Below are 22,640 nucleotides of genomic sequence, written 5' to 3' on the forward strand. Positions count from 1 at the left end.
CCCGCGATCTTGCACTATCTGCCCCGACGAATCCGACCAACCACCTGAACCGACGACCGAAACCGCAAGATCGCCGGGGCACAGGGCTCGGGCTGTCTGGCCCGAGGGTGGAGACGGTGGCGGCGCGGCGGCGGGGGTGCCGGGGTTTGTGCACTCGGACTTCGCGCCGGTGGTGGTGGCCGTCGCGGAACGGTGTCTGCGACGAGGGTACGGGTCGGCGGGAGTGCCCGCCGGGGTGCGGACGGGAATCGTGCTGGTCAGCGCCAGCGGTGATCTCGCCAGCGCCCGGCACGTACGGGCCACCGTCGAGGCCGGCGGGCGGATCGGCCCACTGTTCTTCTTCCAGTCCGTGCCCAACAGCGTCGCCGGGCACCTCGCGGCCCGCTGGAACCTGCGCGGCCCGGTGGTCTGCCTCAGCCCGACCGGCGACCCGTACACCGACGGTGTCGCCGAGGCCGACCTGCTGCGCGACGACGGCGACGCCGACGAGGTGTTGCTGATCCTGATCGAACAGGCACCCGACAAGCCGACCGAGGCGGTCGCGGTGCTGCTGGGGGGAGGAGCACGACCATGAGGAAACGGGGACTGCGCGGCGCACTGGCCGCCGACACCGAACTGGGTGCGGGCAACGTCCTGGCCCGGGTGCTGGCGCACGGCGCCGATCCGGACGGGCCCGGCCTGACCTTCGACACCGCCGTCGACGGGCACCCCGCCGAGACGCCGCTGACGCTGGGGCGGCTCGACGAGCGGGTCGCCGCCCGCGCCGCCTGGCTGCACGGACAAGGGGTACGCCCCCGCGACCCGGTCGCCGTCTGGGCCTCCACCGCCGCCGACATGGTGCTCAGCTTCCTGGCGCTGGCCCGGCTCGGGGCGATCCCGGCGCTGATGAACGGCAAACTCCGCCCGGAGATCGCCGCCGAGTACATCCGTCGCCTACGGGGCGTCGGTGTGCTGGCCGACGACGCGCACACCGCGCTGCTGGCCGGGCACGACCTGGGCGTACCCCTGCTCGGCACCCCCGCACAGGCCGGCACGGGTGACCCGGCCACGGCCCCGGCACACTACCGGCACCACCCGGACGACCCGATCGTGATCACCCACACCTCCGGGACGACCGGGGTGCCCAAGGCGGTGCTGCACTCGCACGCCAGCCTCTTCGCGGCCACCCGGCACCTGCTCACCATGCCGCAGGCGCAGGGCACCACCCGGATCCTCAACGCGCTGCCCGCACCGCACACCGCCACGGTGCTGATGGTCAACCAGGCGCTGGGCAACCGCGCGCAGATGTTCCTGCTCTCTGAGCAGGGCGGCGAGCGGGTGCTGGACGCCATCCAACGCTGGCGCCCCGACGGGGTGTTCGGTTTCTCGGTCACCTGGGCCGAGTTGGCCCGCTTCGACCTGTCCGGGTACGACCTGGACTCGGTGCGGCTGTGGTTCAACACCGGCGACGCCTCGCACGAGCCGCACATCCGTCGCCTCGTCGCGGTCGGTTGGCGCGACACCATCACCCGTGACGGGGTGGCAAAGGTGCCCGGTTCGGTCTTCATCGACGGGTTGGGCTCCAGCGAGATGGGGCACTCGATGTTCCACATCACCCACCGTGCCGACACCGACCGGTACGGCCGCTGCATCGGCCGCCCGTACCAGTTCGCCAGGGTCGCGGTGCTCGACGCCGACGGCGAGCCGGTGCCGGTCGGCGAGGTGGGATTCCTGGGCATCGACTCGCCGTCGCTGTTCCGGGGCTACTGGAACGACTCGGTCACCACCTACCGCTTCCGCCAGCGCGGCTGGTACCTCACCGGTGACCTGGTCCGCGCCGACACCAACGGCCGCTACTACCACCTGGACCGGGCGGTGGACTCGGTCGACGCCGGTGACGGGCGGCGCTTCTACACCGCGCTGTCCGAGGAGCGCATCCTCGCCGCCTGTCCGGACGTCACCGACTGCACGGTGGTGATCGTCGCCGAGGCCGGCGCGGTCGTCACCGACGTGCTGCTGGAGTTGGCCGCCGGCGCCGACGAGGCCGAGGACCGCACCGAGCGGGTCCGCGACGCCCTCGGCCCGGACGTCGGCGCCACGCTGCGCCGGGTCGTGCCGGTGCGCTCCGCCGACATCCCGGTCACCGTGACCGGCAAGGTCCGCAAGGTGGTCCTGCGCGAGCGCTACCTCACCGAGGCCAGCTCGTGACCGCGTTGATCACGGGGATGGGTCTGTTCACCCCGGTCGGGCGGGGTGTCGAGGAGACCTTCGACGCGCTGACCACCGGCCGGTCCGGGCTGACCCGCCCGCCCGAGGGGCACCCGGTCAGGGAGTCACTGGACGTCGCCGGCCTGCTGCCCGACATCGAGCCGCGGACAGTGGCGTCCGGGCCGGAGACCCGGGTGCTGGACCGGATCGTCGTCCTCGCCCTGCTCGCCGCCGCCGACGCTCTCACCGACGCCGGCATCGAGGTGGGCCGCGACGTCGACCCCGAACGGATCGGTGTGATCGTCGGTGGGGTCGGCGGGATGGCCACCCTGGAGTCGCAGGTGCTGGCCCGGGCGGCCCGGGGCCGGGCGGCGGTCAGCCCGTACCTGCTCACCGGGATCCTGCCGAACATGCCGGCGGCGCGGATCGCCATCGTGCACGGCATCCGCGGCTACAGCTCGTCGGTCGGCACCGCCTGCGCCTCCGGCGCCCAGGCGGTCGCCGACGGGGTGCGGCTCATTGCGACCGGAGAGGTCGACGTGGTGCTCTGCGGGGCCAGCGAGGCACCGCTCTTCCCGACCTTCGCCGACACCTTCGGCAACGCGCGGGCCTTGGCGCGCGCCGGCACCGACCCGGGCCGGGCGAGTCGGCCGTTCGACACCTCCCGCAGCGGGTTCGTCCTCTCCGAGGGTGCCGCGCTGCTGGTGCTCGAACGCGCCGAGCACGCCGCGGCGCGCGGCGTCGCCGGGTACGCCGAGGTGGCCGGCCACGGGGCGACGACGGACGCGTACCACCCGACCGCCCCCCGCCCGGACGGCGCCGGCGCGGCGGCGTGCATCCGCCGGGCGCTGCGCAGCGCCGGTGTGCCGGCGGCGGCGGTCGGTTACGTCAACGCGCACGGCACCGGCACGAAGCTCGGGGACATCGCGGAGACCACCGCCCTGGCCGACGTCTTCGGCGTCGGTGGTGTGCCGGTCAGCTCCACCAAGGCGCTCACCGGTCACCTGCTCGGTGCCTCCGGGGTGCTGGAGGCGGCGGCCACCGCGTTGGCGCTCGGTCGGGGCCTGCTGCCGCCGACGTACCACCTCGACGATCCGGATCCGGCCTGCCCGGCGGACCACATCCGTGGCACGCCCCGCAAGGCCGACCTGGAGTACGCGGTCACCAACTCGTTCGGGTTCGGCGGCCAGAACGTGAGCCTGCTGCTGGCCCGCGTCGCCGAGCCGAGGGGGTGATCGAGGCGGCATCCCGGGCGGGGTGTGCCCGGACGGCAACACAGGGGGAATCGGGTGGGAAGGGTTTCAGGGGACATGGACATCCGTGGTATCGACCACATCGAACTCTACGTGGGGGACGCCCGACAGGCGGCCTTCTACTTCAGCACCGCCGTCGGCTTCGAGATCTGTGGCCAGGGTGGTCCGGAGACCGGGCTGGCGGGGCAGCGCTCGCTGCTGCTCTGCCACGGCGACATCCGGTTGCTGCTCACCTCCGGGTTGAGCGCCGAGCATCCGGCGTCGCGGTACGTGCAACGCCACGGTGACGGCATCGGGGTCGTCGCCGTCGAGGTCGACGACGTGTCGGCCGCGTACGCCGAGCTGGTGGGTCGGGGCGCGACCGGGGTGACGCCGCCGACCACCCGCACCGGCGCGGACGCCGAGGTGGTGATCGCCGAGGTGGACGGCTTCGCCGACGTGCGGCACCGGCTGGTGCAGCGCCGGGGCGAGGGGGGCGACTTCCTGCCCGGAGCCATCACCGCGGCGACGTCCGCGACGGACGGCCACCCGCCGGTGCTCGCCGAGATCGACCACCTGGCGGTCTGCGTGCCGCCCGGCCAGCTCGACGAGACGGTCCGGCACTTCGAGGAGCTGTTCGACTTCGCGCAGATCTTCGAGGAGCACATCGAGGTCGACGGGCAGGCAATGAACTCCAAGGTGGTGCAGAGTCGGTCCGGGCGGGTCACAGTGGTGCTGCTCGAACCGGACCGCACCCGACGGCCCGGGCAGATCGACGCGTTCCTCGACCAGCACGCCGGCGGGGGAGTGCAGCACCTGGGGCTGCGCACCGACGACATCGTCGGCGCGGTGGAGGCGCTGGGCCGGCGCGGGGTGCGCTTCGCCGGCACCCCCGCAAGCTACTACGACGCCCTGGAGGCGCGGGTCGGTCGGATCGACGCCCCGCTGCACCGGCTGCGCGAGCTGGGTGTGCTCGTCGACTCCGACCACGACGGCCAGCTCCTGCAGATCTTCGCCGAGTCGATGCACGTGCGTCGCACGCTCTTCCTGGAGCTGATCGAGCGACGCGGCGCGCGGGGCTTCGGCAGCGGCAACATCAAGGCGCTCTACGAGGCCAAGGAACGGGAACTGGCCGCCGTGGCGGCCACACCACAGGGGGTGGGGGCATGACCGCTACCGAGTTCGAACCCGCGCTGACCGCCGAGGAACAGGCGCTGCTGCCGTCCGACGACGACGTGCGGCACTACGCCGAGCACGGCTGGTACCTGTCGGGAAAGGTGTTCACCGACGACGAGGTGGACGCCCTCGCCGCCGCCACGCAGCGCTACTACGACGGGGAGCGGAGCCGGCGGCTGCCGGTACGCCCACCGAAGCTGGCCTACTGGGAGCCCTCCAAGGGCCCGGTGCAGCGGCACAACGACTACGTCCACCACGAGCACGACGGGCTCGGCGCGATCCTGCGCAAGCCGCTGCTCGGCGCGGTCGCCGCCCGGCTGGCCCAGGCCGACGAGATCCGGGTCTTCCAGTCCACGCTGATCTACAAGCCGCCGATCTCCGGCGAGCCCAGCAACATCGTGCCCTGGCACTTCGACAAGCACTACTGGGCGTCCTCGTCGTCGGAGAAGATGCTCACCGCGTTCATCCCCTTCCACGACTGCGGGGAGGAGATGGGCACCATCACGATGGTCGACGGTTCGCACCGGTGGAAGGAGATCGGCGCCGACGACACGGTCGTGCGGCACTTCGCCGACCGGGACCGCGGCCAGCTGGAGGAGATGCTCGCCGAGAACGCCGCGTACAACGGCGCGGAGATCCGCAAGATCCCGATGGTGATCCCCAAAGGACACGTGAGCTTCCACCACTGCCGCACCTACCACGGCAGCGGCCCCAACGTCAGCGGTCGCCCCCGACAGGCGATCTCGCTGCACCTGCAGGACGGCGACAACGCCTGGCGGGAGTATCCGCTCTCCGACGGCACGCTCGCCGCGTACAACCACGACGTGCTGGTCCGCCGCACCCACGACGGGCGGCCGGACTACGCGGACCCCGACTACTGCCCGGTCATCTGGCGCCACCGCGCCCAGCAGGGAGGCTGACATGTCACGGTACGACTGGGGTAAGACGCACCCGGGCATCGAGCGGTTGGAGCAGGCGGTGACCGACCGGCGCGACGCCGTGGTCAAGCACCCGCTCTACGCCAACCTCGACACCCACGAGGCGCTGGTCACCTTCATGCAGTACCACGTCTTCGCGGTCTGGGACTTCATGTCCCTGCTGAAGTCGCTGCAACGGCAACTGACCTGCGTCACCGTGCCGTGGATCCCGACCGGCCCGACCGGCAGCCGCCGCCTCATCAACGACATCGTCATGGTCGAGGAGAGCGACGAGCTGGGCGGCGGCTACATCAGCCACTTCGAGCTGTACGTGCAGGGCATGGCCGAGGCCGGCGCGGACACCACGGCGGTGAACGCGCTGGTCGACCTGCTGCGCGCCGGCCGACCGGTCACCGAGGCGCTCGCCGAGGCCGGGGTGCCGGCCGCGTCGGCGAGGTTCGCCGCGACCACCTGGCAGATCATCGAGTCCACCCCGGTGCACTGCCAGGCGGCGGCCTTCGCCTTCGGCCGGGAGGACCTGATCCCGGACATGTTCACCCAGGTCGTCTCGGTCAACGAGCACAGCAACCGGCTGCACACCTTCGTCGACTACCTGCACCGGCACATCGAGGTCGACGGCGAACAGCACACCCCGATGGCCATGCAGATGCTCGCCGACCTGTGCGGCGACGACGACGGCAAGTGGCAGGAGTGCGCCGACACGGTCAACACCGCCCTCGCCGCCCGGGCCCGGCTCTGGGACGACATCCTGGCCGCCATCAAGGGGCCCGCGTGACCGACGCCGACCCGGTCCGGCTCTACCGCACGGTCCGGCTGATCCGCCGGTTCGAGGAACGGGCGGTGGAGCTGGTCCACGGCGGGCAGATCGTCGGCGGCATCCACCCGTACCTCGGTCAGGAGGGGATCGCCGCCGGCGTCTGCGCCGCGCTGGACGCCGACGACGTGCTCGCCGGCACCCACCGCGGCCACGGGCACGTCCTGGCGCGCGGGGCCGACCCGGCCCGGATGCTCGCCGAGCTGTGCGGCCGGGTCACCGGCCTCAACGCCGGCCGGGGCGGTTCGATGCACGCCGCCGACCTGAGCATCGGCGTACTCGGCGCCAACGCGATCGTCGGCGCCTCCGGGGCGATCATCACGGGCGCGGTCTGGGCCCACCGCCGCCGGGGCCGCGACACCGTCGGTGTGAGCTTCTTCGGCGACGGCGCGGTCAACGAGGGGATGCTGCTGGAGGCGTTCAACCTGGCCGCGCTCTGGCGGGTGCCGGTGCTGTTCGTCTGCGAGAACAACGGCTACGCCACCACCATGCCGGTCGCCGGCGCGGTGGCCGGCAGCATCGCCGGTCGGGCCGCCGCGTTCGGCATCCCGGCCGTCGGAGTCGACGGCCAGGACCCCGAGACGGTACGCGTCGCCGCGTGCGCCGCCGTCGACCGGATGCGCGCCGGCGGCGGCCCCGAGCTGATCGAGGCCCGGACCTACCGCTTCGACGTCCACCACACCTTCGAACACGCGGTACGCCTCGACGACTACCGGCCACCCGACGAGGTGACCCGTGGTCGGGCCCGGGACCCGGTGCGTATCCAGGGCGAACGCCTCACAAACACCGACCGCGCCGCCGTGGACGCCGAGGTCGAGGCGACCCTCGACGCGGCGGTGCGGTTCGCCCTGAGCAGCCCGGAACCCGACCCGGCCGACGCGTTGACCTATCTGTACGCCAGCGGCCTGACCGTTCGCACCGGAGGTGGCTGAGGTGCCCCGACTGTCGTACCGCCGGGCGCTCACCCGGGCCCTCGGTGACGAGTTGGCCCGCGACGAGGCGGTGTTCCTGCTCGGCGAGGACGTCCAGGTCGGGGCGTCGCTGGTGACCACCGGGCTGGCCAAGCGGTTCGGCACCGAACGGGTGCGCGACACCCCCCTGTCCGAGCAGGCGTTCACCAGCTTCGCCACCGGGGCGGCGCTGGCCGGGCTGCGACCGGTGATCGAGTTCCAGATCCCGTCGCTGCTGTTCCTGGTCTTCGAGCAGATCGTCAACCACGCGCACAAGTTCCCGCTGATGACCGGCGGGCAGTGCCGTGTCCCCGTCACCTACCTGGTCCCCGGGTCCGGCTCGCGTACCGGGTGGGCCGGGCAGCACTCCGACCACCCGTACAGCCTCTTCGCCCACGTCGGCGTGGTCACCGTCGTGCCGGCCACCCCGGCCGACGCGTACGGGCTGCTGGTCACCGCGATCCGCCACGACGACCCGGTGGTGGTGTTCGCGCCGGCCGGTGCGATGGACGTACGCGACGACGTCGACGACCTGGTGCCGGTGCCGCTGGGCCGGGGCCGGATCCACCGCTTCGGCGACGACGTGACGGTGGTCGCGATCGGGCACCTGGTGCACGACGCGATCGCCGTCGCCGAAGAGCTGGCCGACCAGGTCTCGGTGGAGGTGTTCGACCCGCGCACCCTGTACCCGTTCGACATCGACGGTCTCACCGAGTCGGTGACCCGCACCGGACGCCTCGTGGTACTCGACGACGGCAACCGTGCCTGCGGGATGGCCGCCGAGATCATCGCGAGCGTGGTGGAGCGGGTCCGGCTGCTCGCCCCGCCGCGTCGGGTCACCCGCCCGGACGGGGCGGTGCTGCCGTTCGCCCCCGCACTGGACCGGGCCGTCCAGCCCGGCCGGGACCAGCTCGCCACCGCCATTCACCTGACCATGAAGGACGGATCATGATCGACCCGAACTATCCGTGGCCGGCGGCCGACCGGGCCTGGACCGACCTGCCGGAGCCGGCCCGTCGGACCATGGTGGCCAGTGGGGCGGCGGCCTGGGAGCAGGTCTTCCACGGCCGGGCCACCTACAACAAGCAGTGGCGGTTGGCCCGCCCCCCGGTGCTCACCGCCGACGCCTGGCGGGAACTCAACGAGGTCTGCGACCGACTCGCTCAGCTCATCCTCGACGCCTGCCGTCGCCGGGCCGGGACCGCCGGTGAGCTGCGCCGGCTGCTCGGCGTACCGGCGGGGGAGACCCGGCTGCTGAACGAGGCCGAGCCGTTGACCGAGGCGCTGCTGGCCGCGTACCGCCCGGATGTGATCTTCTCCGCCGGGGTGCCGAAGTTCGTCGAGTACAACATCGACAGCAGCCTCGGCGGCGGGTTCGACGCCGACACCGTCATCCAGCGGTACGCGGGCCTCTACCGGGAGCAGGGCATCCTCGACGACCTGCCGGTGCGGGCCGCGCCGTCGCTGCTGGACCAACGCTTCGTGGCGATCCGCGAGGAGTTGCGGCTGCCCGAGGGCGCCCGGGTGGCGCTGCTGATGGACTTCGACGCCGACTACCCCGGCCTCGACGACCCGCAGACGTTCATCCGGATCCTCGACCCCCTCGCCGTACGGGCCCGGGACTTCGGCATCGACCTGGTCATCGCCCCGGTCGCCACCGCCACAGTGGACGCCGACCACCGCCTGGTCGTCGACGGCGCACCGGTCGACGCGTTGTTCCGGTTGTTCGTGCCCAACCGGGTCACCCCCACCGCCGGTCTGGACGCGGTGGCCGTGGCCCTCGCCGCCGGCACCCTACCGATGTTCGTGTCGGCGGCGGCCTGGCTGCTCGGCAACAAGACCACGTTCGGCTGGCTGTGGGAGGACGTGGACGGGCTGCCCGCCGACGACCAGGCGCTGATCCGCCAGCACGTGCCGTACACGGTGCCGTTGACCGCCGCGGTGCTCGACCGGGCCATCGCCGAGCAGGCCACCCTGGTGGCGAAGCCGGCCGACGGTTCGGCCGGGCACGGTGTCCTGCTCGGCCCGGAGTTGAGCGCGGCGGACTGGGCCGACGGTGTGCGCGCCGCCGTCGACCAGGGTGGCGCCATCCTCCAGGAGTTCCTGCCGACCGACCGAGTGTCGATGGACTTCGTCCAGATCGAGACGGGTGAGACGGTCACCGCCGACGTGCCGTACTCCCTGGCCCCGTACCTGTTCGGCCGCCAAGCCTCCGGCGCTCTGGCGAGGGTCGGCTACCCCGGCTGCGACGGAATCCTCAACCTGGCCCACGGCGTCCTCCTAACCGGAATCCTCCTGTACGGCTGACCCCGCCCTCCGGACCTCCCTCCGGTTGATCATGGGGTTAGCCGGGCTCTGGGCCGCTCCTGGCCCCGCCAACCTCATGATCACCGGGGTGGGGGGAGCCGGCGGGAGAGGGTGCGGAGGGTTTGGGCTGTTGCTACGGCGTCGCTGCGGGCGCTGCCATGGCGGCCGTCGGTGCTGTAGAGCGTGGGGTCGGCCGTCAGGGGATGGTCGGTCAGGTGCACGTGGATCGTGTTCAGTCGTTCGGCCAGGTTTGCTGTATGGGCCGACAGGCGGCGCATTCGTTCGCCCAGGCCGGGCCGGAGGTGCTCGGGCACCGCCGGGCTGTGCGAGACGTCGAACATGCCCACTGTGATCACATCGGCGCCCCCGTCGCGCAGCGCGGTGATCATCGCGGTCAGCTCGGCGTCCACCGCCTCCGCGTCGTACGCCGGGTGGAAGGCGTCGTTGCCGCCGCAGACGACCAGCGCCAGGTCCGGTGCGAAGGCCAGCGCCGGGGCGAGCTGGGTGGCCCGCACCTGGTGCGCGCGCAGCCCGCGTCGACCCAGATTCCGGTACGCCAGCTCGGGGCGCACGGCGGTCAGCTCGGCGGCGACCCGGTCGACCCACTGCACGTCCGGGTAGCCCGGTGTCGGCTCACACATGCCCTCCACGACGCTGTCGCCGAGCGCCACGAACCGCCGCCACGGGTGCCCGTGCAGCAGTTCGGTGGCCTCCCCGGGGCGCAGACAGTACGGGTCCGTCGATTCGGTGAGCGTCGATGGCATGCCGGCACGCTAGCCGACCGCGGGGCTGCCGGGCCAGGCTCAGCCGGTCAGGCTGACCTCGGCCAGGTAGACACAGACGACCAACGCTCGGGCGCTGTCGGATTGGCGTCGTGGGCGACGCGGCGTCGGCGCGCTGGGGTGGGCTGTTGGCACCCGCCGCCCACGATGGTTGGTGGGCCGACGGCAGAATCCATCGGCGAGGGGAGTGACGATGCTCGGTTCGTTCCTGCAGGCCCTCGCGACGAAACTGGTCGAGGAGATCCTCAAGCTTCTGGTTCAGTGGCTGGCGCCGAAGGCGCTGCGGTCGGTGCCGCACCGCGCCTCGCCGAACTGCCCGCGCTGCGGCGGGTACGGGGTCCGCCGCTGGGCGCCGGGCGGCATGTGGATGTTCCTGCCGTCCCTGCTGGCCTTCGCCTGGGGTTTCGGGTTCACAGTGCTCGGTGTGCCGGTGGTCGTGCTCACGGTGGTCGCCGTGCTGGTCTCCGACGGCGTCGGGGGAGTGCCGACCGCGCTGTTCGCGCCGCTTGGCCTGTTGGTCCCCGCCGGGCTGATGGTCGCGGGCGCGTTCGGCCTGGCCCACTACCACAGCTACCCGCCGAAGTGGTGCGCCCGCTGCCACGGCCGGTGGCCACGCCGGGAGCGGGACGAATACCTACGGGCGTCGGCCCCGGTCGTGACCTGCGGCTGCGGTCAGCGGCTACGGGTGCCCCGAACGGCCGCGGGGGCGCGACTGCGCTGCCCACGCTGCCGTACCGAACATGCCAGCCCGGCCCCGGCCGGGTGCTGACCAGCGGTCGGTCGGCCCTGTTCGGTGCTGTGGGTGGCGGCGAGCCGCGTCAGTGCGTGCCGGCGGGGGTGGACTGCGTCGGCGACTCGGACGAACGGGCCACCAGCGGGTACGCGGTGACCACCAGGCACGCCGCCGCCATGGTCAGCAGGGCCGGGGTGAATCCCAGAGCGTCCACCGACCAGCCGCCGAGCAGCGCGCCGACCGGCAACCCGACGAACGCCAACGAACCGGCGATGCCGATCACCCGGGTCTGCAACTCCGGCGGCACCCGCTCGTAGAGCGCCACCCCGAGCAGCGGGTTGACCGCCGCGATGCCGATTCCGGACAGGAACGTCACCACGAGCACCACCGGCAGTTCGTCGCTGATCGCCAGCGCCACCAGCCGGGGCGTCCCGGCGACCAGAGCGCCGACCAGGAATGTCAGCCGCCGGGGCAGCCGGGGCCCCAGCGTGGTGAACACCAGGTTGCCCAGCAGCGCGCCGGCCGAGAACGCCGCCAGCACCAGGCCGAGACCGCTCGGGCCGGGCAGCTCCCGGGCGACCCAGACCGGGATGTAGACGGCCACGCTGGCGTTGGCCACCATGTTCAGCGCCGAGATGACGGCGAGCATGCCGAGCAGCGGCCGGTCCCGGCCCAGGTAACTGAAGCCACCCCGCAGGGCGCGCAGGTAACTTTCCGGCTGGGTGGGTTGCGTCGGGCCGGCCGGCGGGCGGACCAGGACGCCGATGAGCAGCGCGCAGACCCCGAAGCTGGCCGCGTCGATGAGGATCGCCTCGGTCACCCCGAAGACGGCGATCAGCAGGCCGCCCACTGCGGCGCCGAACAATGTCACCACCCGGCTGAGCCCGTCGTACGCGGAGGTCAGCCGGATCAGCGGCACTCCGGCGGCCTCCGCGGCCGGGCGGAACATCACGTGCTTCACCCGGTCCCCGATGCCGCGCAGCGCGCCGGCCACCGCGACGAGCGCCACCAGCGGGACGAAGCCCAACCACGGGGTCAGCGCCACGACGACCATCACCAGTGCGCTGCCCGCGTCGCAGAGGATCGAGGTACGGCGCAGGCCGACCCGGTCCGCCCACGGCGTGCCCAACGCGCTGGACAGCAGGTACGGCAGGGTCTCGGCGAACGCGACCAGACCCATCTTGGTGGGGCTGCCGGTGGTGACCAGCACCAGCCACGGAATGGTCACCACCGAGATGCGGGTGCCGAGGTTGGAGATCAGGTCCGCGCTGACCAGGACGACCAGTTGCCGGCGGGGGCTCACGCCCCGACCGCCGCCGCCCGACGGGCCGCGTACCGCGCGCGCAGCGCCCGCTTGTCCACCTTCATCGACCGGTTCACCGGCAGCCGGTCGAGAAACTCCACAGCGGCCGGCGCCCACATCTCGTTGAGTTCGGCGGTCACGAGGTCGATCAGTTCTGCCCCGGTGACCGTCGCGCCCGGCCCGAGCACCACGTACGCGTACGGCACCTCGCCGACCGTCTGGTCCGGCACGCCGATCACGGCGGCGGCCCGTACCTGGGGGTGCCCGACCAGCACGTCCTCGATGGGGCGGCAGAAGATCGCCCAGTTCCGGCGATGCGTGACGATCATGTCGTGTGCCCGGTCGACGAGGTAGAGGTAGCCGTCGTCGTCGAGGTGGCCGATGTCGCGGGTCCGCACCCACCCGTCGACGAGTGTCTGGGCGGTCAGCTCGGGCTGACCGTGGTAGCCGGCGAAGCTCAGTCGGGTCCGTACCCACACCTCGCCGTCGCGGCCGGTCGGCAGCACCGCGCCGTCGTCGTCGCGGATCTCGATGCGGACGTCACCGTAGGGCCGCCCGCAGGAGCGCAACCGCTCCGGGTGCTCCGGATCGTCGGTCAGCCCGGGCAGCGCGGTGATCACGACCGCCTCGCTGAGGCCGTACACGATGCGCAGTACCGGACCGAACCGCGCGATGGCCTGGCGCAGCCGGGCGGGCGCGGCGGGTCCGGCGCCCACGTTGAACATGAACATGGCGGAGAAGTCCGCGCCGACCAGCGCCGGGTGGTCCAGCACCTCGTAGAGCATCGGCGGGGTGACGAAGGTCGAGTTGATCCGCTCCCGTTGCACGGTGTCCACGAAGGCCACCGGGTCCCAGTCGTCGCGGAGGAACAGCACCCCGCCGGTGAACAGGTTGAACAGTGTGGTGATCTGCCCGCTGGCCAGCCACATCGGAGAGTGCGACAGGTGCCGCAGCAACGGGAACCCGGCGGCGCGGAAGTCGGCGGCCAGGGCGAGGATCTGGGCGTAGAAGCTCTCCCGGTGGTGTACCAGCTTCGGGCTGCCGGTGGTGCCGCTGGTCTGCAGGAACGACTCGGGTGCCGGCACGGACGCCGGCAGCTGCGCCGCGTCGGTGTCGGCGGTGAGGTCGGGGCCGGCACCGCCCGCGCCCAGACAGCAGACCGGTGTGCCGGGCAGCGCGGCGGCCAGCTCCGGGCCCAGACTGGCCCGGTCCCGGGCGTCGTAGACCAGGGCGTCCGGGCGGGCCAACCGGATGAACTCGTCGACCTCTCGGCGCGCGGTCACCGGGGCGACCCACATCGTCCGGCAGCCGAGCAGATGCAGGGCGAGCTGTAGCAGTGGACCCTCCACCGCGTTCGCGACTGTCACCAGCACCGCCGATCCGGGCCGTACGCCCTGCCGGGTCAACGTCGCGGCCATCGCCCGGACCCGCGCGGCGGCCTCGGTGTAGGTCAGTCGCCGATCGGCGCCGACAAGCGCCTCCCGGTCGCCGAATTCGGCGAAGAGGTCCAACACCCTGTGCACGTAGGTCGTGGTGTGCCCGGGTCCGTCAGTCATCCGGCAGCCCCCATCCGAGAAAGCGGCGGTCCCCGGGCAGCTCCCGGTGACGACGCGACGGTGGCGCGCTTGGGCGACCACACCGCCGCCGCCTGGAAGCCTAGGCGGGAGACGGCTGGTCGGAACCGTGCCGACGGGCGGTCCGAGCGTCCCGCCGGACATTTGATCGCGTCGATCAGGTTGATTGACGCCCGTCAGCGGCGGCGGCTAGGTTTCTGGACCATCGTCCAGGCGGGCGCCGTCAGCGGACGGCCCTGGGCTGCCACACGATGGAGGTTCCATGGCAACGGCAACCCCGAAGAGATGGCCTGTCATCGCCGCTGCGGCCGCGCTGTTGATCGCCGGCGCACCCGCCGTCGTCGCCAGCGCCGGTCCGTCCGGCACCGCCGCCAGCCGACCCGACCGCGCCGAGTGGGCGGGCAGTTGGGCCACCGCGGTCACCCGGGGCAACTCGGTCGGGTTGACCAACACCGGCCTCAACAACCAGAGCGTCCGGATGATCGTGCACGTCTCCGTGGGCGGCCCGGCGCTGCGGGTCCGCCTGAGCAACCTCTACGGCGAGCAGGCGGTCACTGTCGGCCGCGCCACCGTCGCCCGACCGAACACCGCGACGCCCGACGACCTCTCCGACATCGACGCGGTCTCGGTACGTCCGCTGACCTTCACCGGTGCCACCACGGCGACCATGAACCGGGGCGCCGAACTGCTCAGCGACCCGTTGACCTTCCCGGTCGCTGACGACAGCGACCTGGTGGTCACCCTGCACTTCCCGACGCCGACCGGCCCGACCACGTTCCACGGGCAGTCCCAGCAGGCCAACTTCATCGGCGCCGGGGATCTGACCGGGGCAGCCGAGGGCACCGGGTTCACCACCCGTCCGACCTGCTGCTGGTTCTTCCTCTCCGGCGTCGACGTGCAGCGCAAGGGCAGCCCCGGCGCGCTGGTCGTGCTCAGCGACTCCATCGGTGACGGCAACGGCAGCACCGTCAACGCCAACCGGCGCTGGCCGGACCTGCTCTCCGACCGGCTGCTCGCCGACCGGCCGGACAAGCGCACCCCGGGTGTGCTCAACCTGAGCCTGGCCGGCAACCGGCTCAACCACGAGGGCACCGAGCCGGGCGACGGCAACTACCCGGGCTACTACCAGCTCGGCCCGAACGCGGCGGCCCGGCTCAACGAGGACGTGTTCCCGCAGACCGGGGTGCGTACCGTCGTCACCCACCTGGGCATCAACGACATCTGGATGTCGAACGACTCACCCGAGGCGATCATCGGCACGCTGCGGCAGATCAACCAGCAGCTCCAGCAGCGCGGGCTGACCAGCCTGGTGGCCACGCTGACCCCGTACGAGGGGCACGGCGCGCCGGGCGTGTGGACGCCGCAGAAGGAGGCCACCCGCCAGGCCGTGAACGCGTACCTGCGCGGCAGTCGGGAGTTCGACGGGCTGCTCGACTTCGACCGGGTGCTGCGCGACCCGGCACGTCCCAGCCAGCTGCTGCCCGCGTACGACTCGGGGGACCACATCCACCCCAACGACGCCGGCAACCAGGCACTGGCAGACGCCGTGCCGCTGCGGCTGCTCGACCTGTGACATGGGCCGGGGGCGGCGGGTGATCCCCGCCGCCCACGGTCACCGACATCCTGGGGAGGAGTTGGCCGTGGACGTGGACGAGATACTCACCGGCCTGTACAGCGAGGAGGGCAGACAGGACCCGTACCCGTGGTACGCGGACCTGCACCGGCTCGGCCCGATCAGCGCGGTGCCGGCGCGCGCCGAGCACCGGACGGTGGCCGCCGTCGCGGTCGGCTACGACCTCGTCGACGGGTTGCTGCGCGATCCGGAGTGGACGAAACAGCCGCCGCCGGGCTGGGAGGAGCAGGACATCCTGCGGACCTTCCAGACCTCGATGATGTTCGTCAACCCGCCCGATCACACCCGGATGCGGCACGTCTTCTCCCGCACCTTCACGCCGCGCCGCCTCGGCGCGCTGGAACCGGTGATCCTGCGGGTGGTCGACGAGCTGCTGGACCGGATGGCGGACGCCGGGGAGGGCGTTGTCGACTTCGTGGCCGACTTCGCGTACCCGATCCCGGCCCTGGTGATGGCCGAGTTCATCGGCATCCCGGCCGCCGAGTTGCCGTGGTACCGCGAGCGGGTGGAGTGGATCGACGAGTTCCTGGACGTGGCGGGGAAGACCCCGCAGCGGTTGGCCGCGGCCAACACCGCCGCGCGGGAGTTGCGGGCCTTCTACCGGGAACTGCTCGGGCACCGCCGCCGGGTGCCCGGAGACGACCTGCTCAGCGCGTTGGTCGAGGCGCTCGACTCCGGGGAGGTGGAGCTGACCGAGGAGGAGTTGGTCAGCAACCTGATCGTGCTGTTCAACGCCAGCTTCGTCACCACCGTCTACATGTTCAGCAACGGGCTGCCGTTGCTGCTGGCCCACCCGCAGACGGTCGTGGCGCTGCCCACCGACGCCACGCTGGCGCAGGGCTGCGTCGACGAGGTGCTGCGGTTGGCGAGCCCGGTGCACTTCCTGGCCCGCGCCGCGCCGGCCGACACCGTGCTGCACGGCGTGCCGGTCGCCACCGACGACAACGTGCTGATCATGATCGGGGCGGCCAACCGCGATCCGGCCCGCTTCCCGGCCCCGGACACCTTCGACCCGACCCGTCCCGGCCCGCCGTCGCTGGCCTTCGGGGTGGGTCTGCACTTCTGCCTCGGTGCGGCGGTGTCGCGGTTGGAGGGTCGCCTCGCGCTGCCCCGGCTGTTCGCCAGGTTCCCCGCGCTGACGGTCACCGAGGCACCGACGTACAGCGGCAGCCTGTTCCTGCGCGGGATCGACAAGCTGCTGGTCAGCACCGGTGGATAGGAGCGACATGGCAGTGCACCCGGAGGTGGCCGCGTACCGGGCGGCTCGGGCCGCGGCCGGCACCCCGCCGCTGTACGCACAGACCCTCTCCGAGGCGCGCGCCGCGGATCTGGCCGCGATCCGCGCCGGCAGCGGCGCGGTCGAGCCGGTGACCGAGGTACGCGACGAGCGGCTCCCCGGCCCCGCCGGGGAACTGCCGCTGCGGGTGTACCGGCCGACCGGGTCGGGTCCGTTGCCCACCCTGCTGTACTTCTTCGGCGGCGGCTGGACGCTCGGCAGCATCGACACCGCCGACGGCATCTGCCGGCGGCTGGCCAACGCCGTGCCCTGTCAGGTGATCACCGTCGGCTACCGCCTCGCCCCGGAGCACCCCTTCCCAGCGGCGGTGCACGACTGCCACGGCGCCACCTCGTGGATCGCCCGGCACGCCGACGACCTGGGCGTGGACCCGACCCGGATGGCGGTGGGTGGGGACAGCGCCGGCGGGAACCTCGCCGCCGCGGTCACCCTGCTCAGCCGCACTGACGGGCCTGCGCTCGCCGCGCAACTGCTGGTCTACCCGAACACCGACCAGAGCGGCCAACCGGCCGGTGGTGACGACCCGGCGCTGTTCAACAGCCGTTCGGTCGCCTGGTACCGGGCGCACTACCTGGCCGACCCGGCGCACGCCCGGGATCCCCTCGCGTCGCCGCTGCTCGCCGACGACCTGTCCGGGCTGCCACCGGCGCTGGTGATCACGGCCGAATTGGACCCGCTGCGCGCCGAGGGGCAGCGGTACGCCGAGCGGCTGCGCGACGCTGGTGTGTCCACCCGGTTGGAGCACTACCCGGGCATGATCCACGGGTTCTTCGCCATGCCTGGCACCTTCACCGACGGTCGGCGCGCGCAGGAAAGCGCTGCGGCCTTCCTCCGCGACCGCTTCGGGCTGCCGACCGGGCCGGGCGAGGCCGCCGACGCCGCCCGGCTGGGCGAGGCCGCCGACGTCGCCCGAGCGGGCGAGGTGGATCAGCCGGCGACCGCGACGGGCCCCGGAGCCGGCGATGGGTGAGCGGGCGCTGGCCGACCCGCCGGCCGTGTCGCTGGCCGACTACGCCGAGCGGGCCCGGGCCGTGCTGCCGCCGGACGTGTGGGACTACCTGGCCGGCGGCAGTGCCTCCGAGGTGACCCTCGCCGCGAACCGTCGCGCGCTGGACCGGGTCGCGGTGCTGCCCCGGGTGCTGCGCGGAGTGGACACCGTCGACCTCGGCACCCACCTGCTCGGCCGTCGGTACGCCATGCCGGTCGGGGTGGCGCCGATGGCGTACCAGCGGTTGGTGCACCCGGACGGAGAGCTGGGTCTGGCGGCGGCGGCCGGCGCGGCGGGGATCCCGTACCTGGCCAGCACGCTGGGCAGCACCCCCATCGAACAGGTCACCGGGGCGGGCGCGGACGTCTGGTTCCAGCTCTACTGGCTGCGCGACCGGGCGCTCGTCCGCGACCTGCTGGACCGGGTCGTCGCGGCCGGCTGCCGGGCGCTGGTGGTCACAGTGGACGTCCCGGTGCTCGGCCGACGTCCCCGGGACCTGCGCAACGCGTTCCGGCTGCCGGCCGAGGTGGTCGCCGCGAACCTTCCCGACGGTCGTGACGCGCTGGCGCACTCCGGTGCCCCCGGGGTGTCCGCGATCGCCGCGCACACCGCCGCGTCGTTCGCGCCGGCGCTGCGCTGGGCGGACCTGGCGTGGCTGCGCGAGCAGGTCGACCTACCGCTGGTGGTCAAGGGGCTGTTGGACCCGCGCGACGCGACCGAGGCGGTACGGGTCGGCGCGGACGCGGTGGTCGTCTCCAACCACGGCGGGCGGCAACTGGACGGCTCACCGGCGAGCGTCACCATGCTGCCGGAGGTCGTCGACGCGGTCGGGGGCGACTGCCAGGTGCTGCTGGACAGCGGCATCCGGTGCGGCACCGACGTGCTGCGGGCGCTGGCGTTGGGTGCGGCCGGGGTGCTGGTCGGCCGGCCGCTGCTCTGGGCGCTGGCCGCCGGTGGCGAACCGGCCGCCAAGGACGCGTTGGGGCTGCTCGTCGCCGAGTTGACCGACGCGCTCACCCTGGCCGGCTGCGCCGACGTGGTGGCGGCCGGCGAGCTGCGCACCCTCGGGGTGGGCTGAGGGGTGAGCGCCGCCGAACCGGTCGACCTGACCGTCGCCGATCTGCACCCCGCGCTGGGCGATCCGACGCTGACCTCGATGAACTTCCTCAACGAGGTGTCCGAGCGCTACCCGGCGGCGGTGTCCCTCGCGGCCGGCCGGCCGTACGAGGAGTTCTTCGACCTCGCGGCGGTGCACCGCCACCTGGACACCTTCCACCGGCACCTCGTCGACGACCTGGGGCACCGACCTGAGCAGGCCCGGCGGCTGCTGCTCCAGTACGGCCGGACCAAGGGCATCGTGCACCACCTGATCGCCCGAAACCTCGCGGCCGACGAGGGAATCACCGTCGACCCGGAGGACGTGGTGGTGACCGTCGGCTGCCAGGAGGCCATGTTCCTGGTGCTGCGGGCGTTGCGGGCCGGGCCGGCGGACGTGCTGCTCGCGGTCGCCCCGACCTACGTCGGGCTGACCGGGGCGGCCCGGCTGGTGGACCTGCCGGTGTGGCCGGTCGCCGGTGGGTCGGCCGGGGTCGACCTGGCCGACCTGGCCGCCCAGGTTCACCGGGCCCGGGCGGCGGGGCTGCGGCCGCGCGCCTGCTACCTGATGCCGGACTTCGCCAACCCCTCCGGGCTCAGCATCGACACCGCACACCGGCAACGGTTGCTGGACCTGGCCGCGCAGGAGGACCTGCTGCTGCTGGAGGACAACCCGTACGGTCTGTTCCACAGCGACGACGGGCCGCGCCCGCCCACCCTGAAGGCGTTGGACACCGGCCGGCGGGTCGTCTACCTCGGCTCGTTCGCCAAGACCGTGCTCCCCGGCGCGCGGGTCGGGTACGTCATCGCCGACCAGCGGGTCGCCGGCCCGGGCGGTCGGGTCGGCCCGCTCGCCGACCAACTCGCCATGATCAAGAGCATGGTCACTGTGAACACGTCGCCCATCGCGCAGGCGGTGATCGGGGGCCGGCTGCTGGAGCACGGATGCAGCCTGGTGGCCGCGAACACCCGGGAGCGGTCCGCGTACACCCGGAATCTGCGCCACCTGGTGGCCGGCCTCGCCCGGCGCTTCCCGGCTCTGCCGGACCAGCCCGATCAGCCGGACCGGCCCGCGGTGCGTTGGACGGTGCCGGCTGGTGGGTTCTTCGTGGTGGTGACCGTGCCGTTCCCGGTCGATGACGCGCTGCTGGACCGCTCGGGGCGCGACTACGGGGTGCTGTGGACGCCGATGGCGCACTTCTACGACGACACCGAGCCGGTGCGCGCGTTGCGGTTGTCGGTCAGCGCGGTCACACCGGAGCAGATCGACGTCGGGCTGGATCGCCTCGCGGCGCTGATCACCGACGAGGTGACTCGCCTGGCGGGTTGACACACCGCGTTCATCGGATGGCAATGCGCGACGACCCGCGTACCGCCGTCCTGGTTGGACGGTCATAATAAGCCGCATGGTTGCCTGGGAGTACGCCCTGCTCGTCCGTCGCTATCAGGGACAGGGCCGCAATTTTCACGTCTCGTTCGTCTGGTACGCGCCGGACGGGTCACGCAAGGACATCACCGCCTACGGCGACACCGCCATCGCGCACCTCAACCGCGCCGGCCGGGAGGGGTGGGAGTTGGTCTCCGCCGCCGAGGACGTCAACAACGTCCAGGGCAGCACCGAAGTCCACCGATACCACCTCAAGCGTCCGATGGCCTAACCCCCCCCGTCCGCCACGGGCTCCGCCCTCCGTCCGCGTCGATCATGGAGTTGTGGTGGTGGGCGAAGTTCGCTACCCGCCCTCATTCGGGCACCACAACACCATGATCGACGCGGGTCGGTCGGGTCAGCTCAGGTCGATGCCGGGGTAGAGGGGGTACGTGGCCAGCAGGTCGGTGGCCTGGCGGGCGATCTTGTCGGCCAGGCCGGCGTCCAGCGTGTACTTCGCCTTCGACGGGGTGCCGTCGGCGTTGGCACCGGCGGTGGTCTGGGTCAGCACGGTGTGGATCAGCTCGGCGGTCTGGTCCATCTCGGCGGTGCCCAGGCCCCGCGTGGTGAGCGCCGGGGTGCCGATCCGGATGCCGGAGGTGTACCAGGCGCCGTTCGGGTCCTGCGGGACCGAGTTGCGGTTGGTCACGATGCCCGAGTCGAGGAGGGCCTGCTCGGCCTGCCGGCCGGTGAGCCCGTAGCCGGACACGTCGATCAGCACCAGGTGGTTGTCGGTGCCACCGGTGACGAGCTTCGCGCCCCGACGCAACAGCCCTTCGGCGAGGGCCTGCGAGTTGTCCACGATCCGCTGGGCGTAGTCGGCGAAGTCGGGCCGGCGGGCCTCGGCGAGCGCGACCGCCTTGGCGGCCATCACGTGCGGCAGCGGCCCGCCGAGCACCATCGGGCAGCCCCGGTCCACCTGGTCGGCGAGCTCCGGCTGGCAGAGCACCATGCCGCCGCGCGGGCCGCGCAGCGACTTGTGCGTGGTGGTCGTGACGATGTGCGCGTGCGGCACCGGGTCGAAGTCGCCGGTGAACACCTTGCCGGCCACCAGGCCCGCGAAGTGCGCCATGTCGACCATGAAGGTCGCGCCGACCGAGTCGGCGATCTCGCGCAGGATCCGGAAGTTCACCTTCCGTGGGTACGCGGAGTAGCCGCCCACCAGGATCAGCGGCTTGAACTCGCGGGCGGCCTCGGCCACCCGGTCGTAGTCGATCAGGCCGGTCGCCGGGTCGGTGCCGTAGCTGCGCTGGTCGAACATCTTGCCGGAGATGTTCGGCCGGAAACCGTGGGTGAGGTGGCCGCCTGCGTCCAGCGACATGCCGAGCATCCGCTGGTTGCCCAGCTCGCGGCGCAGCGCGAACCAGTCGGCCTCGGTGAGGTCGTTGACCTGGCGGACCTGGGCCTTCTTCAGGGCGGGGGACTCCACCCGGTCGGCCAGCACCGCCCAGAAGGCGACCAGGTTGGCGTCGATGCCCGAGTGCGGCTGCGCGTACGCGTGCGCGGCGCCGAACAGCTCCCGGGCGTGCTCGGCGGCGAGCGCCTCGACGGTGTCGACGTTCTGGCAGCCGGCGTAGAAGCGGCGGCCGACGGTGCCCTCGGCGTACTTGTCACTGAACCAGTTACCCATGGCCAGCAGGGTCGCCGGGGAGGCGTAGTTCTCACTGGCGATCAGCTTGAGCGACTCCCGCTGGTCGGTCAGCTCGGCGCCGATGGCGTCGGCGACCCGCGGCTCGACAGCCCGGATCACCTCAAGGGCACTCCGGAATGCGGTGGACTCGGCGTTGCGGGACATGCGACCTCCAACAGACGTGCGGGAAGGCCCAGGCGCTCGGCAAACGTCCACGTGACGAGGCCGCTCCCCGATGGTTCTCCATCCCCACGCGCCAGTAACGGCCCGGGAGGATCCTACCGGGCCGGAACCGGCCGTTCGGGCCGCCCTCCGGGAGGCGACCCCGCCGACGTGATTGGGCGATGCGTCGCGGGGCACACGGTAGGTGACCACCGCGCCGTCACGGGTGCGGCCAGGGTTCGCACAGAAGGAGTCGAGAACATGACCACACCCACCGATCAACAAGGTGCAGACCGCGGCCGGCAAGATCATTCCGGACCGGCTCAAGTCCGAGCAGCACCGCCGGATAGCCGAACCAGGCTGCTAACCCCCTGGCCCCTGCCTCTTATACACATCTGACGCTGCCGACGAAC

19 protein-coding genes, 1 pseudogene and 1 riboswitch are annotated in these 22,640 nt (G+C 72.4%); of the genes and pseudogenes, 16 read left to right on the top strand and 4 right to left on the bottom strand.

All coding sequences use genetic code 11. The features are described 5' to 3' along the window. Nucleotides 1–16 precede the first annotated feature (16 nt). From DLJ58_RS21875 to DLJ58_RS21915, 9 genes are all read left to right on the top strand, one after another. Complete coding sequence (locus DLJ58_RS21875) at nt 17–574, top strand: beta-ketoacyl synthase chain length factor (RefSeq protein ID WP_386994831.1); 558 nt, start codon at nt 17–19, stop codon at nt 572–574. Then, nucleotides 571–2,187: a class I adenylate-forming enzyme family protein gene (locus DLJ58_RS21880; RefSeq protein ID WP_124858870.1), complete on the top strand. Its 1,617-nt coding sequence runs from the start codon at nt 571–573 to the stop codon at nt 2,185–2,187. Before DLJ58_RS21875 ends, DLJ58_RS21880 begins: the two co-directional genes overlap by 4 nt. Then, nucleotides 2,184–3,422 carry a beta-ketoacyl-[acyl-carrier-protein] synthase family protein gene (locus tag DLJ58_RS21885; protein ID WP_124858871.1) on the top strand — a complete coding sequence of 413 codons (1,239 nt, stop codon included), beginning with the start codon at nt 2,184–2,186 and terminating at the stop codon, nt 3,420–3,422. The genes DLJ58_RS21880 and DLJ58_RS21885 overlap by 4 nt, the downstream gene beginning before the upstream one ends. Before the next feature lie 75 nt (nt 3,423–3,497). After that, on the top strand, nt 3,498–4,589 hold the full coding sequence (gene hppD / locus DLJ58_RS21890; RefSeq protein WP_124858872.1) for a 4-hydroxyphenylpyruvate dioxygenase: 1,092 nt from the start codon (nt 3,498–3,500) through the stop codon (nt 4,587–4,589). Beyond that, complete coding sequence (locus DLJ58_RS21895; RefSeq protein WP_124858873.1) at nt 4,586–5,515, top strand: phytanoyl-CoA dioxygenase family protein; 930 nt, start codon at nt 4,586–4,588, stop codon at nt 5,513–5,515. Before hppD ends, DLJ58_RS21895 begins: the two co-directional genes overlap by 4 nt. A gap of 1 nt (nt 5,516) precedes the next feature. After that, nucleotides 5,517–6,308 carry a DUF3050 domain-containing protein gene (locus tag DLJ58_RS21900; protein WP_124858874.1) on the top strand — a complete coding sequence of 264 codons (792 nt, stop codon included), beginning with the start codon at nt 5,517–5,519 and terminating at the stop codon, nt 6,306–6,308. After that, nucleotides 6,305–7,279 carry a thiamine pyrophosphate-dependent dehydrogenase E1 component subunit alpha gene (locus DLJ58_RS21905; RefSeq protein ID WP_124858875.1) on the top strand — a complete coding sequence of 325 codons (975 nt, stop codon included), beginning with the start codon at nt 6,305–6,307 and terminating at the stop codon, nt 7,277–7,279. The genes DLJ58_RS21900 and DLJ58_RS21905 overlap by 4 nt, the downstream gene beginning before the upstream one ends. Nucleotide 7,280: 1 nt before the next feature. After that, on the top strand, nt 7,281–8,249 hold the full coding sequence (locus DLJ58_RS21910) for an alpha-ketoacid dehydrogenase subunit beta (RefSeq protein WP_124858876.1): 969 nt from the start codon (nt 7,281–7,283) through the stop codon (nt 8,247–8,249). After that, a complete protein-coding gene (locus DLJ58_RS21915; protein ID WP_167493727.1) occupies nt 8,246–9,604 on the top strand; it encodes a hypothetical protein in 1,359 nt (452 codons plus the stop codon). The genes DLJ58_RS21910 and DLJ58_RS21915 overlap by 4 nt, the downstream gene beginning before the upstream one ends. Nucleotides 9,605–9,684: 80 nt before the next feature. Here DLJ58_RS21915 and DLJ58_RS21920 read toward each other — a convergent pair whose 3' ends face one another. Further along, nucleotides 9,685–10,368 carry an SGNH/GDSL hydrolase family protein gene (locus DLJ58_RS21920; protein WP_124858877.1) on the bottom strand — a complete coding sequence of 228 codons (684 nt, stop codon included), beginning with the start codon at nt 10,366–10,368 and terminating at the stop codon, nt 9,685–9,687. Nucleotides 10,369–10,579: 211 nt separating this feature from the next. Between DLJ58_RS21920 and DLJ58_RS21925 the strand changes: the two genes are divergently transcribed. After that, nucleotides 10,580–11,155: a hypothetical protein gene (locus DLJ58_RS21925; protein ID WP_124858878.1), complete on the top strand. Its 576-nt coding sequence runs from the start codon at nt 10,580–10,582 to the stop codon at nt 11,153–11,155. 49 nt (nt 11,156–11,204) lie between these two features. Here DLJ58_RS21925 and DLJ58_RS21930 read toward each other — a convergent pair whose 3' ends face one another. Together DLJ58_RS21930 and DLJ58_RS21935 are read right to left on the bottom strand one after the other, a co-directional pair. Then, on the bottom strand, nt 11,205–12,422 hold the full coding sequence (locus DLJ58_RS21930) for an MFS transporter (RefSeq protein WP_124858879.1): 1,218 nt from the start codon (nt 12,420–12,422) through the stop codon (nt 11,205–11,207). Continuing rightward, entirely contained in the window at nt 12,419–13,978 is a 1,560-nt protein-coding gene (locus DLJ58_RS21935) for an AMP-binding protein (protein ID WP_124858880.1), read from the bottom strand. The genes DLJ58_RS21930 and DLJ58_RS21935 overlap by 4 nt, the downstream gene beginning before the upstream one ends. Nucleotides 13,979–14,291: 313 nt before the next feature. Here DLJ58_RS21935 and DLJ58_RS21940 point away from each other — a divergent pair, with 313 nt between their 5' ends. From DLJ58_RS21940 to DLJ58_RS21965, 6 genes and pseudogenes are all read left to right on the top strand, one after another. Continuing rightward, nucleotides 14,292–15,569 (top strand): SGNH/GDSL hydrolase family protein, encoded by a 1,278-nt coding sequence (locus DLJ58_RS21940; RefSeq protein WP_124858888.1) that lies wholly within the window; start codon nt 14,292–14,294, stop codon nt 15,567–15,569. A 67-nt stretch (nt 15,570–15,636) separates the two neighbouring features. Further along, on the top strand, nt 15,637–16,848 hold the full coding sequence (locus tag DLJ58_RS21945; RefSeq protein ID WP_124858881.1) for a cytochrome P450: 1,212 nt from the start codon (nt 15,637–15,639) through the stop codon (nt 16,846–16,848). 7 nt (nt 16,849–16,855) lie between these two features. Then, a pseudogene (locus tag DLJ58_RS21950) lies at nt 16,856–17,770 on the top strand (alpha/beta hydrolase); the annotation flags it as partial. Nucleotides 17,771–17,888: 118 nt separating this feature from the next. Beyond that, on the top strand, nt 17,889–18,992 hold the full coding sequence (locus tag DLJ58_RS21955) for an alpha-hydroxy acid oxidase (protein WP_124858883.1): 1,104 nt from the start codon (nt 17,889–17,891) through the stop codon (nt 18,990–18,992). Nucleotides 18,993–18,995: 3 nt separating this feature from the next. Next, nucleotides 18,996–20,339, top strand: coding sequence for an aminotransferase-like domain-containing protein (locus tag DLJ58_RS21960; RefSeq protein WP_124858884.1), 1,344 nt, complete (start codon nt 18,996–18,998; stop codon nt 20,337–20,339). A 67-nt stretch (nt 20,340–20,406) separates the two neighbouring features. Beyond that, nucleotides 20,407–20,667 (top strand): hypothetical protein, encoded by a 261-nt coding sequence (locus tag DLJ58_RS21965; RefSeq protein ID WP_091397680.1) that lies wholly within the window; start codon nt 20,407–20,409, stop codon nt 20,665–20,667. A gap of 126 nt (nt 20,668–20,793) precedes the next feature. Here the strand turns inward: DLJ58_RS21965 and DLJ58_RS21970 are convergent, their stop codons facing one another. Further along, on the bottom strand, nt 20,794–22,230 hold the full coding sequence (locus DLJ58_RS21970) for a glycine hydroxymethyltransferase (protein WP_124858885.1): 1,437 nt from the start codon (nt 22,228–22,230) through the stop codon (nt 20,794–20,796). A gap of 19 nt (nt 22,231–22,249) precedes the next feature. After that, nucleotides 22,250–22,339, bottom strand: a riboswitch (ZMP/ZTP riboswitch). Nucleotides 22,340–22,640: the final 301 nt, after the last annotated feature.

This window comes from Micromonospora arida (genome assembly GCF_003857035.1).
Taxonomy (GTDB): Bacteria; Actinomycetota; Actinomycetes; order Mycobacteriales; family Micromonosporaceae; genus Micromonospora; species Micromonospora arida.

Excerpts from the sequence above, each read along its gene's own strand:
- DLJ58_RS21880 (WP_124858870.1), top strand. The coding sequence starts at position 571 with ATGAGGAAACGGGGACTGCGCGGCGCACTGGCCGCCGACACCGAACTG.
- hppD (WP_124858872.1), top strand. The coding sequence starts at position 3,498 with ATGGACATCCGTGGTATCGACCACATCGAACTCTACGTGGGGGACGCC.
- DLJ58_RS21895 (WP_124858873.1), top strand. The coding sequence starts at position 4,586 with ATGACCGCTACCGAGTTCGAACCCGCGCTGACCGCCGAGGAACAGGCG.
- DLJ58_RS21900 (WP_124858874.1), top strand. The coding sequence starts at position 5,517 with ATGTCACGGTACGACTGGGGTAAGACGCACCCGGGCATCGAGCGGTTG.
- DLJ58_RS21915 (WP_167493727.1), top strand. The coding sequence starts at position 8,246 with ATGATCGACCCGAACTATCCGTGGCCGGCGGCCGACCGGGCCTGGACC.
- DLJ58_RS21920 (WP_124858877.1), bottom strand. The coding sequence starts at position 10,368 with ATGCCATCGACGCTCACCGAATCGACGGACCCGTACTGTCTGCGCCCC.
- DLJ58_RS21925 (WP_124858878.1), top strand. The coding sequence starts at position 10,580 with ATGCTCGGTTCGTTCCTGCAGGCCCTCGCGACGAAACTGGTCGAGGAG.
- DLJ58_RS21935 (WP_124858880.1), bottom strand. The coding sequence starts at position 13,978 with ATGACTGACGGACCCGGGCACACCACGACCTACGTGCACAGGGTGTTG.
- DLJ58_RS21955 (WP_124858883.1), top strand. The coding sequence starts at position 17,889 with ATGGGTGAGCGGGCGCTGGCCGACCCGCCGGCCGTGTCGCTGGCCGAC.
- DLJ58_RS21970 (WP_124858885.1), bottom strand. The coding sequence starts at position 22,230 with ATGTCCCGCAACGCCGAGTCCACCGCATTCCGGAGTGCCCTTGAGGTG.